This is a genomic window from Klebsiella sp. JB_Kp042 (genome assembly GCF_040065275.1).
In the GTDB taxonomy this organism is placed as follows: Bacteria; Pseudomonadota; Gammaproteobacteria; order Enterobacterales; family Enterobacteriaceae; genus Klebsiella; species Klebsiella quasipneumoniae.
In genome coordinates this window covers 1-13,661 of record NZ_JBEAJL010000026.1, presented here as the reverse complement: position 1 = coordinate 13,661, position 13,661 = coordinate 1, and the positions used below count along the sequence as shown (strand labels likewise).

Below are 13,661 nucleotides of genomic sequence, written 5' to 3'. Positions count from 1 at the left end.
GGGCGGCGCCGGCCGTGGCAGGCACCGCGAACCTTATATTTATGTGTGACTTACCCTGTCGTCCGGGTTCACGTCAGAACCAGGTCTCCATTTGCATACCGAACGACCATTCGCCGCCCGATTTGAATCCGTTGCTGCCTAACGCGTCGTCGTTGGCGTAGTTATCCAGCTTTTTGCTCCAGTCCATCCACGAGGTGTAGAAGCGGATCTCCGGACGCGAGAAGAAGTCGCCGATGCTGCCGACCTTGAAGGTCGGGGCGAAGGTCAGCTTGTAGAAGCTGCCGTTGACCGCATGGCGATCGTTGTAGCCTTCAGGCTGCAGATCCATGTACTGATAGGTGCCCTCCCAGGCGAGGGCGAAGTTCTGCGTGACCTCCTGAATCAGACGCAGGTTGAGAGTGGCCCACTGATAGCTGTCGCCATCGACATAGCGGTCTTTACTGCTCTGCGCCAGCACGGCCGGGGCAATAAACCAGCGATCGCTCAGCGGCGTGGTGCCGTAGCTGGCGAAACGCCAGGTATTGGCCCCAGGACGCAGCGCGCCGTCGGAGCCGATGCCTTTAACCTCGGCGCCCAGTCCGTGGCCGTACAGCAGGGCCGTTTTGCTGGTCCCGTCGCGCAGACCATAGAAGCTCTCATTGTGCAGACCCAGCAGGGCATGAACCCCGGTGTTAGCGGCATCGCCTTTCACCAGATTGCCGTTCGCGTCCTGGCGGTCGTCATTATCTTTCGCCCGCATCCCGCTGACCATCATCTGCACCGGGCCGGCAAAGTTATTCATGCTGACGATATAGTTCTGCACGCTGTTGCTGCTGTCGGCGATATCGCCAAAGTTGCGGCCATATAACGAGAAGTTGCTGCGCAGGCTGTCGTTCCACTTCACGTCGTAGATCCCGCCGCCGGTCCCGGCGAGGAACACCACATCCGAGTCAACCCAGTGGATGTCGAAGTTGTCGCGGTCAAAGCGTTTCCCGGCCCACAGGGTCGAGCCTTTGAACGGACCCTCGAAGGTCGGCAGGTTGCCCAGCTCGACGAACGCCTGGCGCACGTTCAGGTCGCTGCTGCTCGCCGTCCAGTCGTTATAGGTAGTTTGCCCGTCGGCCACCATCACTTTGAAACGGGTGGTCGCCCCGTTGTCCAGGGTCTGCTTATGTTCGAGGTTCATTTCCACATAGGTGTCGGCCTGGTTGCCAAGACGACCAATGGCGCCGCCGGTCTCCCCGGCGGGGGTCATATAGGCCCCGGATTTCGTGCTGGCGGCGGAGTCGTTCATGATCACCCCGGAGCGGGCGTAGCCGTGGAACTCAAAGCCGCCGGGCCGTTCGGCTTTTTCTTCCAGTTGGGTGGTGCGCTTGGCCACCTGCTGGGTGGTGGCCTGGGTTTGCTGCTGCTGCTGGGTTAGCTGCTGAACTTTCTGCTCCGCTGAGGCGGCGCGGCTTTCGGCGGTACTGGCGCGGGTCTCGGCATCCTGCAGACGTTTTTCCAGGGCGGCGAGACGCGCTTCAATGCTGTTCAGGTCTGTCTGCCCATGGGCGGCGGCGGCGCCGGTTAGCAAAGCAATAAGAATGGCTAACTTCCGTTTTTTATACATGTTGGTGACATCCAAAGGTAAATCAGTGAGTGTGCTAACGTTTGCTAAACCGGTTTAGTTGATATGGTAAACATGTCGGTAACGCAGTGAAAATAAAAATTGCTAAACCGGTTTAAGAATTGTGATGTCGCCAGCAAAGTGGGCCGCTAGCCGGCCCAACGGGATCACAGCGAGCGCTGAAGATCCTCCCTGTAGGGCAGGGCGGTCATGGCGCCTTTGGCGGTGGTGGCCAGCGCGCCGCAGGTTTGCGCCAGCGCGAGGTCCGGCGCCAGGGCGGCGAGGTTGTCAGGGATGCCGTGGGCGGCGAGCCCGGCGAGCAGCCCGGCGACAAAGGCATCGCCGGCGCCGGTGGTATCGACGGCCACTACCGGGCGGGCGGGGAAGTGGCTAACCTGCCCGCGCAGCGCGGCCTGGACTCCCGCTTTGCCCTGGGTGACCAGCAGCAGCGTCGGCTGGAAGCGAGCGTTCAACCGGGCGATGCCGCTGACGATGTCGTCGCTGCCGCTGATAAAAGCCAGCTCCTCTTCCGACAGTTTTATGGCGTCGGCGAGGGCCAGCGCCCGGTCGAGACAGTCGCGCAGCTCCTGCGGATCCTGCCACAGGTCGCTGCGGATATTGGGGTCGAAGCTGACATAGCCCCCGGCGCGCTTTATCGCCTCCATCGCCGCGAATGCCGTGCTGCGGCTCGGTTCCGCGCTGAGGGCGATAGAGCAGACGTGCAGCCACTGGCCGGCGGCGAACGGCGGAAGATCCTCAGGCGCAAGAAACAGGTCGGCGCTCGGGCGAACCATAAAGGTAAAGGTGCGCTCCCCGTGCCGATCGAGATCGACCACCACCGTGGAGGTGCGCTGCGTCGCGTCGAGGCGCATAAAATCCACATCGACCTGCTCCTGCGCCAGGGTGTGGCGCATAAAGCGACCGAACGGATCGTCGCCGACGCGGCCGATAAACCCGCTGTCGCCGCCGAGCCGCGCCACGCCGACCGCGACGTTGGCCGGCGCGCCGCCGGGGCATTGCAGCAGGCGGCCCTCTCCGTCGGGCAGGAGATCGACGACCGCATCGCCGAGTACCCAGATTTTACCATTCATAGGACAGCTCCTCTTAGCTAAACTTTGTTAAACCGGTTTAGCTAATTAAAGCACAGCCTGGCGGCAAGCGGAACGATTGGTAGACGAAAGGGCGGGGCGAGGGTAAAAAATGTGAGCGAGGCGGAATATTTCGCCACTCCAGATCTGGACTTTTCCTTCCTGACCCGCTTAGGTATAGTTCCACAGGCCGCGGTTAACCCCGCCGCGGTGATAAAAGGTGAAGGAGTGCGTAGCGCGATGAACCCCAGTTTTGGCGATATTTACGATCGGTACCAGAAGCTGTCGCTGACCACGCACCTGCCGGCGGTCATCGCCTGTAGTGAAACTCTGAGCCTGAGTAAAGACCAGCCATTTCTGCCGCAGCCGGGCTATCTCTATTTTTTGCTGCAGGGGCAAATGACGCTGGCCTTTGGTGATGAGCAGAACCTGATCGGGATTGTTATCGCGCATATGCCGTTAGGGCTGCTTGAACATTATTGTCCGTCGGTGGCGCTCTATTATCGGTGTCTGGGCGAATGCCAGCTGGCGAAAATATCCGCCAGCGATTTTGAACGGATATTCTTTCATTCGTCGCCGGGCTATATGCAAGAGCTGACCACGATCCTGGCCTATATGGGCATATTTGCCCTTGATGCCCATTATGAACGCGGCAGCCAGACTAGCTTTCAGACCATTAAATCAATGCTGTCGCGCTATTTATATCGTGGAGGAATCGATGGTGGTCAGCATGAAAGCCTGTCGGCATTTATTATTAAACGAACCAATCTTTCGCGCAGCTATGTTTATCAGGTGCTGGCCGCCCTGCGCGAGGGGGGATATATCACGGTGAAAAAAGGCAAACTGATTTCCATCGACCGTCATATTCCTGAGAAATTCTGATTCAGGTTCGTCGGCTCCCCGACATAACGTCGCTAAAACCCGCCCGAGGAAAGCGCTACGCGCGCGTTTTCCCCCGGCCCCGTTACGCCTGAACCTGGCCGTTTTATTTATTTAACCTTTCACTCTGGAGTTATTTTATGACCCTGGACTATGTGGCGCTGGCCATTCTCATCGCCGTGGCCTTAATACTTTTTTATGGCGTGATTGTTATTCACGATATTCCTTATGAAATCGCCAAAGAGCGGCGCCATCCTCATCAGGATGCGATTCATTATGCCGGCTGGGTCAGCTTATTTACCCTGCACGCCCTGTGGCCCTTGTTGTGGATCTGGGCGACGCTATGGCGCGAAGACCGCGGATGGGGAATGCGCCGCATCGCCGACGATCAGCAGGCCCTGCATCAGCGTCTGGAGACGGTCGCTCAGCGACTGGAGCAGGTGCAGCGCGAGGTCGAGGAACTTAAAGCGAAGGAGGCAGAATAATGGAAACGTTAATGTTGCTGACCTACGCCGCGCTATGCATCGTGGTGTTTAAAGTTTTCCGCATTCCGCTCAATAAGTGGACCGTGCCGACGGCGGTGCTCGGCGGTATCGCCCTGATTGGCGCGGTGATCTTCGGGATGAACTACAACTTCCCCTATACCGACGTCGGTAATCAGGTGTTTCGCACCGTGCCGATTGTGTCGCAGGTGCGCGGTCGGGTGCAGACCGTACCGGTGAAGCCTAACCAGAGGCTGCATAAGGGCGATGTGCTGTTTACTCTCGACCCGACGCCGTTCCAGGCAAAGGTGGACGATCTGCAGGCGCAAATTAAAGCGGCCAGTCAGGATGCGCTCTCCCTCAACGCCGCGTTAAGCCAGGCGGAGGCCGAGCTGAGCAGAGCGGTGGCCCAGCGCGACCAGTCGCGGCGGGAGTATGCCCGTTTTCGGGAGGGGCATGCCCAGGGCGCCTTCTCCGATCAAATGGTCGATACCCGTCTGCAGACGTGGAAAGCCGATGAAGCCAGCGTCAGCGCGGCTCAGGCGAACGTGGTTCAGGCGCGTAACGCGCTGGACTCGGTGGTGAAGGGCAAAAATACCACCGTGGCCTCCCTGCTGGCGCAGTTGCAGAAGGCGCAGTTTCAGCTGGATAACACCGTCGTCCGCGCCCCGGAAGACGGCTATGTCAGCACCGTCGGCTTACGGCCAGGCACCATGTCCACCGCCCTGGGGATGCTGCCGGTGATGACCTTTGTGCCGGTGGAGGGCGACGCCTCGCGGGAGTATGTCGCGGCATTTCGCCAGAACGCCCTGCAGCGTCTGCACAAAGGCGAGCCCGCGGAGCTGATGTTTCCGGCCATTCCGGGCACCGTCTTCCGCGGGGAAGTGGCCGACGTGCTGCCGGCGATTGGCGAGAGTCAGTTTCAGGGCCAGGGCAAACTGCTGACCACGGACGCGCTCAATACCCATGGCCGGGCGCTGGTGGTGCTGAAGGTGACCGATCCGCGATTTGCCGAATACGCCCTGCCGCAGGGGGCCACCCTCGAGGCGGCGGTCTACTCGGATCACCTGAAAGAGCTGTCGCTGATCCGGAAGATCTTGATCCGCATGAAGAGCTGGGAAAACTATATCTATCTCGATCACTAAGCCGGCGGGCGCGGGGAGGCCGTATCCTCCCCGCGCCGCGGTCAGGCCTCGCTGTCCACCAGCCCGTCAATAATCACCTGCCGCACCCCCTGCGAACAGGGCTCAATACGACCGCGCACGCCGTAGACGGCCGCCAGGGTCTCGGGGGTGATGACCGCGGCCGGGGGGCCGTCGCCGAGCAGCTGGCCCGCTTTGAGCATCAGCACATGGTCGGCGTGACGCAGGGCAATATTGATATCGTGCACCACCACCAGGGTCACGATGTTGCGCCGCCGGGTCTCCCGGCGCACCAGATCCATCACGTGAAATTGATAGTTGAGATCAAGCGCGCTGAGCGGTTCGTCGAGCAGTAGCAGGCGCGGCTGGCGAATCAGCGACTGGGCGAGACCCACCAGCTGTTTTTGCCCGCCGGAGAGCTGATCGAGGTAGCTCATCGCCAGATGGGCAATTCCCAGCTGGCGCAGCAGCGCCATCACCTCCTCCTGGTGCTGCGGACTGTGGCGTCCTCCGGCGGCGCGCTGGGCCACGATAATCGACTCCAGCACATGCAGATGCACGCCGGCGGGCAGCGTCTGCGGAAGATAGACCACCTGTTCCGCGCGACGTGCGAAGGGCTGCGTCAGCAGATTTTCCCCCTCCAGCAGCAGATCGCCGCGGCAGGGTCCCAGACCCGCCATCGCCCGCATTAACGTCGATTTACCGCTGCCGTTTGGCCCCAGCAGCGCGGTGATTTTCCCCCGCGGCAGATGGGGAACCGTCAGGTTCTCGATCACCTTGCGTCTGGGGTAGCCGGCGCTGAAGTGAGACAGCGACAGCCCGGATAACGTCTGGTCGCTCATACCTGCCCCCGGTGACGTAAAATAATGCTTAAAAAGAACGGGACCCCTACCAGGGAAGTGACGATCCCTACCGGAATAATGGCCCCCGGGATCAGGTTCTTCGAGGCGATGGAGGCCAGGGAGAGCACCAGGGCGCCGATCAGCGCGCTGGCGGGCAGGTAAAAGCGATGGTCTTCACCGAAGAGCATCCGCGCAATATGCGGCGCCACCAGGCCGATAAAGCCGATTGGCCCGACAAAGGCCACCGAAAGCGCCGACAAAATGCTGATCCGCAGCAGTGTGGCCAGGCGCAGACGGCGAACGTTAATGCCAAAGCTGATGGCCCGGTCCTCGCCCAGCCGCAGGGCGGTCAGCTTCCACGCGCTGCGCAGCGACAGGGGCATTACCAGCGCCAGGGCGACCAGCAGGATGGCGACTTTGCTCCAGGAGGTGCGGTCGATGCTGCCCATGGTCCAGAACACCAGCCCCTGCAGCGTGTCTTCATTGGCGATAAACTGCAGCATCGAGACCAGGGCGTTAAAGGTAAAGACCAGCGCGATGCCGAACAGAATGACGCCAGAGGTGGCCACCTGGGTCCAGCGGGTAATGCCGTCCAGCAGCAGGGCCGCCAGCAGGGCGAAGATAAAGGCGTTGGCCGAGATAAACCACTGGCCGGGAATACCGGGCAGGCCAATACCCAGTACAATCGCCAGCGCGGCGCCAAACGCCGCAGCCGAGGAGACGCCGAGGGTAAACGGACTGGCCAGCGGGTTATTGAGGATGGTCTGCATTTCGGCACCGGCCAGTCCCAGCGCCAGACCGACGATAATCGCCATCACCGCATAGGGCAGCCGGATGTCCCAGACGATGGCGCGAGTGCCCGGATCGGCGCTGGCCGGATCGGTTAACGTCTGCCACAGGCTCTGCAGCGGCAGTCCGGAGGGGCCGAGCATAAAATCGAGCAGCAGCGAAGCGACAATCAACAGCGCCAGCAGCAGCATCAGCAGCAGGCGGCGACGCACGATATGGCGATAATGATCCATCACGCCAGGCGTCCCGGCGGGCAGCCCGTCCAGAACGGAGTCGGAAGTTAAACGCATGCCGGATTACTCGCTCTGCTGCCAGGAAAAGACGAACGGCTGGTCCGGCAGGTCGGTGAAATGGCGCACGATATAATGATAAGTCTCATCCGGGTTGAGATCGCGGAAGGCCTGCGGATAGATATCTTTCGCCAGATACTCCATGCCGACAATATTCCACGGGTGGTTATAGAAGTGGTGATAGACGCCATAGGCCCGCTTTTCCTGGACCGCCGGGATCTGGCTGACCCCTGGCCGCGCCAGCAGCGTCTGCGCCTGGGTCTTCACCGCCTCCGGCTTGACTTCATAGCCCAGGGGCAGCACCTGGCTGTTGCCACGCTTCGAGCCGGTCATGATCCAGGCGTCGGGCTTCATGCTGATGATTTTCTCCAGCGAGACGAACCCGGAGGCGCCCGGCAGCAGCTGCGAACCGATATTGTTCGCCCCGACCGCCTCCACCAGCCCGCCCCAGCCGCTGTGGCCGTGAGTAAAGCAGCAGGCGTCGCTGTTGCCGGCCAGCGCTTCCACGAAGACGTTGGCCTTCGGCGTGATGGCTGCGGTTTTCTGACGAATCGTCTGCAGCTGATGGCGATAGTAATCGGTAAAGGCTTTGGCCTGGCTCTCGCGGTTAAGCACTTTGCCCAGCAGGTCGATGCTGGGAGCGGTATCTTTCGCCGGGTCGATCTCATAGTCGACAAACAGCACCGGAACGTGCAGGGCGCTAAGCTTGTCAATGACCCCGCTCTCCATCAGCGCAGGCCTGGCGCGCAGCTGGGCGATCATCAGATCCGGCTGGCGGGCGATGACGCTTTCAAGATCGACGTTCCCCTTGTCGCTGAAGCCCATGTCCAGAATCGTAGCCGACTGCGGCCACGCCGTTTTCAGCATCTGCCAGGTGGCAACATCCTGCTTTTTCGCCAGATTATTCCATGCCACCAGCCGCTTAAACGGATTGTCCCGGTCCAGCAGGGCGAGGGTCATAATGTCGCGACCATCCTGCAAAATAATACGCTGCGGCTCTTTGACCAGGGTGACCTGCCGGCCGTCAAGGTCGGTAACCGTCAGCGGATATTGGGTCGCATAGCTGAGGAAGGGCGTCGCGATCAGCGCAGTAAGCAACAGCGATCTTACTGATTTTCTTGCCATAAAAGGAGTTCCGTTTGCCAATTTATAAATATAATGATTCTGAGAATTATTCTCGAGTAAACCTCAACGGCAAGTATATCAAGGGCAAATTTCACGAAATGTAACAAACGTGTTGGAAATTATGTGAACGCCGACAGGGCGCGCGGCGGCAGCATTTTCTGCCATGATTGGAGGTCGAAAACGTTTTTCAGGCTAATTCCTAATGTCATCCCCGGTTCGCTGTGCCATCCTGAATGCGACTCATAACATGACATGTGAGAGAGGATATTATGAAAAAAGCAATGATTGCGTTATCGGCTATTCTGGTTGCGGCTCCGGTTTTTGCTGCGACAACACATGCAACAGATGATACCGTCGCGGCGGCCAATGCCAACGCCAACACCGCCAAAGAGAAGCTGCACCAGGCCCAGCACGAGGGCGAAGAGCAGCAGCTGAAGGCGAAACATGCGGCCGAAGGCAAACAGGATAGCGTCGGCAGCCAGGTGAGCGAAGGCGCGCAGAAGACCTGGAACAAGACCAAAGAAGGGACTGAGAAAGGTTGGGATAAGACCAAAGAGGTCAGCGAAAAAGGCTGGAACGCCACCAAATCCGGCGCAGAAAAGGGCTGGGATAAAACCAAATCCGGCGCTGAAGAGTTAAAAAATAAAGTGACTGAGTAAGTCCTGATAGTAGTCTGAATAAAGGTCGCGAGAGCGGCCTTTTTTATTGCTCGTCCTCCCCCATAATGCCTTCCCCGACAGCAGAAACCCCAGGTGCCAGGAATCGTCCTGGTTAAGCGGATACTCACTCTTTCTTCACATTTTCCCGTTACAAAGAACTTCAATCAGGAGGTGTACGATGAAAAAGATGATTTCTCTGGCGGTAATGTTATCCACTGTGCTGAGCGTCCCGGCCTTTGCCGATGGCCCGAACGACGGCCATCGCCCGGGGCAGCCAACGGTGTGGCAGAACGGTCCGGATCATAATGGGCATGCGCCGCAGGGCGGACCTGACGCGCATCATCAGGGTGACCATGACCAGCGTGGCCCGGATCGTGACGGTCATGACAAACGCGATCAGGCACGTCATGAGCAGGACCATTTCGCCTGGCGCGGTAACGATTTCCGCAAAGGCCACCCGGCTCCGGCGCCGTTCCGTGGCGATGAGTATCGCGTCCGTGACTGGAGCGACCGCGGCCTGCCGCCCCCGCCGGAGGGCCATCACTGGTCCTATATCGACGGTAACTATGTGCTGATCGCCGCGGCGACCGGGATCATCACCTCGATTCTGGTGAGCGGCGCCCTCGGCCACTAAATGCGCGTTTCCCAACGCCGGGCAGGGAACACCTGACCCGGCGATGGATCACCGCCGGGGCTACGGGTTCAGTTCGTCATCCGGCCAGTATTTATAGCCATTGACCATCGCCTGGGCGGCCAGCCCCTTGTCGGTGATTTCATAGACGTTCACTTTCGACGGCAGCGAGGAGGTGTCCTTCGCTACGCCGTTCGCGGAGGCGGCGATCGGCGCGATGCCTTTGTCATCATATTTCGCCGCGGCGTTCGCATCGGCGCCGACCATATATCCCTGGCGGATAAAGTGATCCAGGGCCGCTTTATCATGGAAGACCAGCACCGTGCGCTGCTGCTTGATCCCTATTCCCAGACCGGCGCCGCCCTGGGCCATTTTCATATAGGTGTCCTTCCCGGAGGCCTTATCCCGCACCACGCCGTAGCCGCTGCCAAATCCGAACAGCAGGATCTTGCTGCTGTTATTGGCGAATACCGCATAACCCTTCGCATGCTGAATATCGCTGCGGGCCTCGGGCTGCAGGGTGTAAAGTTTATTGAGGGTTTCGTTGCGCATCTTCTGAATGCTGGCCCGCTGCTGGCTGGCGGTATCGCCCTGCGCGCTGCAGCCCGCCAGCGCGGTCATGGCGACGAGGAAAAGCGTCTGTAATTTCATCGAAATCTTTTTATTTAAATCTGAATATGGCCGGGGATGGTAGGGTAAATAATGGTTAATTCTCCATAAAATAAACGTTTATTTTTAAACTTCGCCGTTTTTAATGCTTATTACACTGTTGTGAGCGCATTATTAAATAAGATGCCGCCATCGCCGGTATTAGAAATCCTGCTTGCATAAAGTTTTCACCACGATACCGTGTTAAGTCCTTACGATATTTCCCCGGAGAGCGGCATGAGTGATTATGTAATTCCAGAAATTAAAGCGACGGAAGCGGAAATGATTTCTCTGCGTCATTATTTACATGCCAATCCGGAATTAAGTCTGGAAGAGTTTAATACCAGCGAACTGGTTGCCGGCAAGCTGACCGAGTGGGGCTACCAGGTGACGCGCGGCCTCGGCAAGACCGGGGTGGTCGGCAGCCTGAGCAAAGGCGACTCGCCGCGCACCATCGGCCTGCGCGCCGATATGGACGCTCTGCCGATTCATGAAACCACTGGTTTACCCTGGGCCAGCACGGTGTCGGGGAAAATGCACGCCTGCGGTCATGACGGTCATACCACCATTCTGCTGGCGGCGGCGAAATATATCGCCTCGCCGGCCTGTCAGTTCAACGGCACGGTGCATCTGATTTTTCAGCCGGCGGAAGAGGCTATCGGCGGCGCCGATTTAATGATTAAAGACGGCCTGTTTGAGCAGTTCCCCTGCGAACGCATTTTCGGTCTGCACAACATGCCGGGGCTGCCGGTGGGCAAGCTGGGCTTCTACGCTGGCAACTTTATGGCCTCGGCGGACACCGTCAAAATCACCCTTACCGGCTACGGCGGCCACGGCGCCCATCCGGAGCGCACCGTCGACCCGATCGTCGCCGGCGCGGCGCTGGTGATGGCTCTGCAGAGCATCGTGGCGCGCAACGTGCCGCCGGGCGAAACGGCGGTGGTCAGCGTCGGCACCTTCCAGGCCGGTATCGCCTCCAACGTTATTCCGGAGAGCGTGGTGATGGAGCTCAGCGTGCGGGCGATGAAGCCGGAAATCCGCGACCTGCTGATCAAACGTATTCACGAGCTCAGCGAATTTACCGCCAAAAGCTATGGCGCCAGCAGCGCAGTAGAGGTTTACGACTCCTACCCGGTATTAACCAACAGCCCCGAAGAGACTGATTTCGCCCGGGCGCTGGCGCTGGAGGTGTTTGGTCGCGAGGGGGTGCTGGAGTCGGTCTCGCCGATGAACGCCAGCGAGGACTTCGCCTTTATGCTGCGCGAACGTCCGGGCTGCTACTTCCTGCTGGGCAACGGCGAGCAGGGGGAGAAGGGCGGCTGCATGGTGCATAACCCCGGCTACGACTTCAACGATGACATTATCACCACCGGCGCGACGCTGTTCGCCCGCCTGGTGGAAAAGCACTGCCGTTAACCTCTGGAGAAGAACTGGAATGAAAAAATCACTGTTGCTATGGCTGGCGTTAATGGCGTCGACGTCGGCGCTGGCCGAAGGGGGAAAGGCGATCCGCTTCGGCGTCGACCCGACCTTCGCGCCGTTTGAATGGAAGGATCCGCAGGGCAAGCTGGCGGGGTTTGATATCGATCTAGGCAACGCCATTTGCCAGCAGCTGCAGGCGAAATGCGTGTGGGTGGAAAGCAATTTCGACGGCATTATCCCGGCGCTGAAGGCGCGGAAATTCGACGCCATCCTTTCCGGGATGTACATGACCGAGAAGCGTAAAGCGCAGATTGCCTTTAGCGACAAGCTGTATAACGGGCCGGTGTTCCTCGTGGCGCGTAAAAATACCCTGCAAGGCAATACGCCGGCGCAGCTGAAGGGCAAAACCATCGGCGTCGAGCAGGGTTCGGCGCAGGAGACTTACGTCAATCAGCACTGGCGTCCGCAGGGGATCAACATTGTGGCCTACCAGGGGGCCGATAGCGTGGTGCGCGATCTGGAGTCCGGGCGCATCGACGGCGCGGTGCTTTCCGGGATGATGGCCGACTACAGCTTCCTGCAGCAGCCGCAGGGTAAGGCATTCACCTTTGTCGGCGGCCATCTGCAGGATGATAAGCTGTTTGGCGCCGGGGCGGCGATCGGCTTGCGTAAAGACGATGAGGCGCTGCGTCAGGAAATAAACGGCGCGATTGCGAAGATCCTTGCCGACGGCACCTATAAAAAATTAGCCAGCAAATATTTTAGCTTTGATGTTTATTCCGGGACATAATGTCTGAGTGTACCCGCGGGCAAGGATCGCCCGCCGTAAGATTCCTTTTCTGATTATCCAATCGACCTCCTCTCCTGACCCCTGTGGTTACCTGAGGGAAGCAGAATATAAGCTAAGGAGTACTCGGCATGATGACACGTCCCTTGGGCAAAACCGGATTTTCCATCGCCCCGTTAGTGTTTGGCGGTAACGTCTTTGGCTGGACCATTGATGAAAAAACCAGTTTTGCCCTTCTTGATGCTTTTGTTGACCATGGTTTTGACGCTATCGACACGGCGGATGTTTATTCCCGCTGGGCGGAGGGCAACCAGGGCGGCGAATCCGAAACCATTATCGGCCGCTGGCTGCAGGCGCGTCCCGGCATGCGCGATAAGGTCAAAATCTTCACTAAAGTCGGCTCCGATCTCGGCCTTCCTGGCCATAAGGGACTCAGCAAAGCCTGGATCCAGCAGGCGGTAGACGACTCCCTGCGCCGCCTTAATACCGACTACATCGACCTCTACTTTTCCCACTGGCCGGATCCGCAAACTCCGGTAGCGGAAACGCTGGAGGCTTTCCACAGCCTGCAGCAGGCGGGGAAAATTCGCGCGATGGGGGCCTCTAACCTCGATGCGATGCAGCTGGCGGGGGCGCTGGAGGTGGCGCGCAAGGGCGGCTTGCCTGCCTGGCAGGTGCTGCAGCCGGAATATAACCTCTACCACCGCTCCGCCTTTGAAGGCGCGCTGTGCGATCTCTGCGTCAGCCGTGATATCGGGGTGGTGACCTACTACAGCCTGGCCTCGGGGTTCTTAACCGGTAAGTACCGTCAGCCGTCGGATCTGGCGCAGAGTCAGCGCGGAGGGGGGATTGGTAAGTACCTGAATCCGCGCGGGATGCGGATTATCGATACCCTGGTGGCGGTTGCGGAGGAGCTGGGGGCGAAGCCGGCGGAAGTGGCCCTGGCGTGGCTGATCGGCCGCGAAGGGGTGACCGCGCCGATCGCCAGCGCCACCAGCGTGGCCCAGGTGGAAAGTTTTGCCCGCGCGGCGGCGCTGAGCCTGAGCGCGGAGCAGGTGGCGCGGCTGGACAGCGCCAGCGCCTGAGTCACGCCCTCTTCCCGGCGGGGAGCGGGTGGAAGGGCTATAAATGGCGCGGGCCGCAGGCCGGGTCAGGCGCCAGCCGGCACCCGGCATAAAACGGCTCTGTGCCCGCTGTCAGCGCCACCGGGCATAAAACGGCTCCGTGCCCGCTATCATCGCCCGGTGGCGCTGCGCTTACCGGGCCTACGATGTGTCAGCCTGTGAGAG

General features: G+C 59.6%; 14 protein-coding genes. 8 read left to right on the top strand and 6 right to left on the bottom strand.

The window, feature by feature from the left end:
• Positions 1-73: 73 nt before the first annotated feature.
• Positions 74-1,591 (bottom strand): carbohydrate porin, encoded by a 1,518-nt coding sequence (locus tag ABLV54_RS08250; protein ID WP_023288692.1) that lies wholly within the window; start codon positions 1,589-1,591, stop codon positions 74-76.
• 164 nt (positions 1,592-1,755) lie between these two features.
• Entirely contained in the window at positions 1,756-2,679 is a 924-nt protein-coding gene (locus tag ABLV54_RS08245; RefSeq protein ID WP_050533039.1) for an aminoimidazole riboside kinase, read from the bottom strand.
• 237 nt (positions 2,680-2,916) lie between these two features.
• Here ABLV54_RS08245 and ABLV54_RS08240 point away from each other — a divergent pair, with 237 nt between their 5' ends.
• The 3 genes from ABLV54_RS08240 to ABLV54_RS08230 all read left to right on the top strand — a co-directional run bounded on the left by ABLV54_RS08240 (position 2,917) and on the right by ABLV54_RS08230 (position 5,182).
• Positions 2,917-3,558 (top strand): Crp/Fnr family transcriptional regulator, encoded by a 642-nt coding sequence (locus tag ABLV54_RS08240; RefSeq protein ID WP_072096480.1) that lies wholly within the window; start codon positions 2,917-2,919, stop codon positions 3,556-3,558.
• 137 nt (positions 3,559-3,695) lie between these two features.
• A complete protein-coding gene (locus tag ABLV54_RS08235) occupies positions 3,696-4,040 on the top strand; it encodes a DUF3302 domain-containing protein (protein ID WP_044521392.1) in 345 nt (114 codons plus the stop codon).
• Positions 4,040-5,182, top strand: coding sequence for an HlyD family secretion protein (locus ABLV54_RS08230; protein ID WP_023288696.1), 1,143 nt, complete (start codon positions 4,040-4,042; stop codon positions 5,180-5,182). The genes ABLV54_RS08235 and ABLV54_RS08230 overlap by 1 nt, the downstream gene beginning before the upstream one ends.
• A 41-nt stretch (positions 5,183-5,223) precedes the next feature.
• On the opposite strand, the gene ABLV54_RS08225 is transcribed toward ABLV54_RS08230, so the two are convergent.
• The 3 genes from ABLV54_RS08225 to ABLV54_RS08215 are packed head-to-tail and all read right to left on the bottom strand — an operon-like array spanning position 5,224 to position 8,225.
• The gene (locus tag ABLV54_RS08225) at positions 5,224-6,021 is read right to left on the bottom strand and encodes an ABC transporter ATP-binding protein (protein WP_050533037.1); all 798 of its coding nucleotides are present in this window, start codon (positions 6,019-6,021) and stop codon (positions 5,224-5,226) included.
• The gene (locus tag ABLV54_RS08220; protein ID WP_248861056.1) at positions 6,018-7,046 is read right to left on the bottom strand and encodes an iron ABC transporter permease; all 1,029 of its coding nucleotides are present in this window, start codon (positions 7,044-7,046) and stop codon (positions 6,018-6,020) included. Before ABLV54_RS08220 ends, ABLV54_RS08225 begins: the two co-directional genes overlap by 4 nt.
• A gap of 60 nt (positions 7,047-7,106) precedes the next feature.
• Positions 7,107-8,225, bottom strand: coding sequence for an ABC transporter substrate-binding protein (locus tag ABLV54_RS08215; RefSeq protein WP_050533036.1), 1,119 nt, complete (start codon positions 8,223-8,225; stop codon positions 7,107-7,109).
• Positions 8,226-8,494: 269 nt separating this feature from the next.
• On the opposite strand from ABLV54_RS08215, the gene ABLV54_RS08210 reads away from it, so the two are divergent.
• Together ABLV54_RS08210 and ABLV54_RS08205 are read left to right on the top strand one after the other, a co-directional pair.
• Entirely contained in the window at positions 8,495-8,884 is a 390-nt protein-coding gene (locus ABLV54_RS08210) for a hypothetical protein (RefSeq protein WP_023288700.1), read from the top strand.
• Between the two features lie 178 nt (positions 8,885-9,062).
• On the top strand, positions 9,063-9,518 hold the full coding sequence (locus ABLV54_RS08205; RefSeq protein WP_023288701.1) for an RcnB family protein: 456 nt from the start codon (positions 9,063-9,065) through the stop codon (positions 9,516-9,518).
• 60 nt (positions 9,519-9,578) lie between these two features.
• On the opposite strand, the gene ABLV54_RS08200 is transcribed toward ABLV54_RS08205, so the two are convergent.
• Positions 9,579-10,166: a YSC84-related protein gene (locus ABLV54_RS08200; protein ID WP_050533035.1), complete on the bottom strand. Its 588-nt coding sequence runs from the start codon at positions 10,164-10,166 to the stop codon at positions 9,579-9,581.
• Positions 10,167-10,400: 234 nt separating this feature from the next.
• On the opposite strand from ABLV54_RS08200, the gene ABLV54_RS08195 reads away from it, so the two are divergent.
• The 3 genes from ABLV54_RS08195 (at position 10,401) to ABLV54_RS08185 (ending at position 13,457) form a co-directional block, all read left to right on the top strand.
• A complete protein-coding gene (locus tag ABLV54_RS08195; RefSeq protein ID WP_023288703.1) occupies positions 10,401-11,579 on the top strand; it encodes a M20 aminoacylase family protein in 1,179 nt (392 codons plus the stop codon).
• A gap of 19 nt (positions 11,580-11,598) precedes the next feature.
• Positions 11,599-12,375: a lysine/arginine/ornithine ABC transporter substrate-binding protein gene (locus ABLV54_RS08190; protein WP_050533034.1), complete on the top strand. Its 777-nt coding sequence runs from the start codon at positions 11,599-11,601 to the stop codon at positions 12,373-12,375.
• Between the two features lie 128 nt (positions 12,376-12,503).
• Entirely contained in the window at positions 12,504-13,457 is a 954-nt protein-coding gene (locus tag ABLV54_RS08185) for an aldo/keto reductase (RefSeq protein WP_050533033.1), read from the top strand.
• Positions 13,458-13,661: the final 204 nt, after the last annotated feature.

What these genes read in the sequence shown, in the direction of transcription:
- ABLV54_RS08250 (WP_023288692.1), bottom strand. Translation starts at nt 1,591, where the DNA reads ATGTATAAAAAACGGAAGTTAGCCATTCTTATTGCTTTGCTAACCGGC.
- ABLV54_RS08245 (WP_050533039.1), bottom strand. Translation starts at nt 2,679, where the DNA reads ATGAATGGTAAAATCTGGGTACTCGGCGATGCGGTCGTCGATCTCCTG.
- ABLV54_RS08240 (WP_072096480.1), top strand. Translation starts at nt 2,917, where the DNA reads ATGAACCCCAGTTTTGGCGATATTTACGATCGGTACCAGAAGCTGTCG.
- ABLV54_RS08235 (WP_044521392.1), top strand. Translation starts at nt 3,696, where the DNA reads ATGACCCTGGACTATGTGGCGCTGGCCATTCTCATCGCCGTGGCCTTA.
- ABLV54_RS08230 (WP_023288696.1), top strand. Translation starts at nt 4,040, where the DNA reads ATGGAAACGTTAATGTTGCTGACCTACGCCGCGCTATGCATCGTGGTG.
- ABLV54_RS08225 (WP_050533037.1), bottom strand. Translation starts at nt 6,021, where the DNA reads ATGAGCGACCAGACGTTATCCGGGCTGTCGCTGTCTCACTTCAGCGCC.
- ABLV54_RS08215 (WP_050533036.1), bottom strand. Translation starts at nt 8,225, where the DNA reads ATGGCAAGAAAATCAGTAAGATCGCTGTTGCTTACTGCGCTGATCGCG.
- ABLV54_RS08210 (WP_023288700.1), top strand. Translation starts at nt 8,495, where the DNA reads ATGAAAAAAGCAATGATTGCGTTATCGGCTATTCTGGTTGCGGCTCCG.
- ABLV54_RS08205 (WP_023288701.1), top strand. Translation starts at nt 9,063, where the DNA reads ATGAAAAAGATGATTTCTCTGGCGGTAATGTTATCCACTGTGCTGAGC.
- ABLV54_RS08200 (WP_050533035.1), bottom strand. Translation starts at nt 10,166, where the DNA reads ATGAAATTACAGACGCTTTTCCTCGTCGCCATGACCGCGCTGGCGGGC.
- ABLV54_RS08195 (WP_023288703.1), top strand. Translation starts at nt 10,401, where the DNA reads ATGAGTGATTATGTAATTCCAGAAATTAAAGCGACGGAAGCGGAAATG.
- ABLV54_RS08190 (WP_050533034.1), top strand. Translation starts at nt 11,599, where the DNA reads ATGAAAAAATCACTGTTGCTATGGCTGGCGTTAATGGCGTCGACGTCG.
- ABLV54_RS08185 (WP_050533033.1), top strand. Translation starts at nt 12,504, where the DNA reads ATGATGACACGTCCCTTGGGCAAAACCGGATTTTCCATCGCCCCGTTA.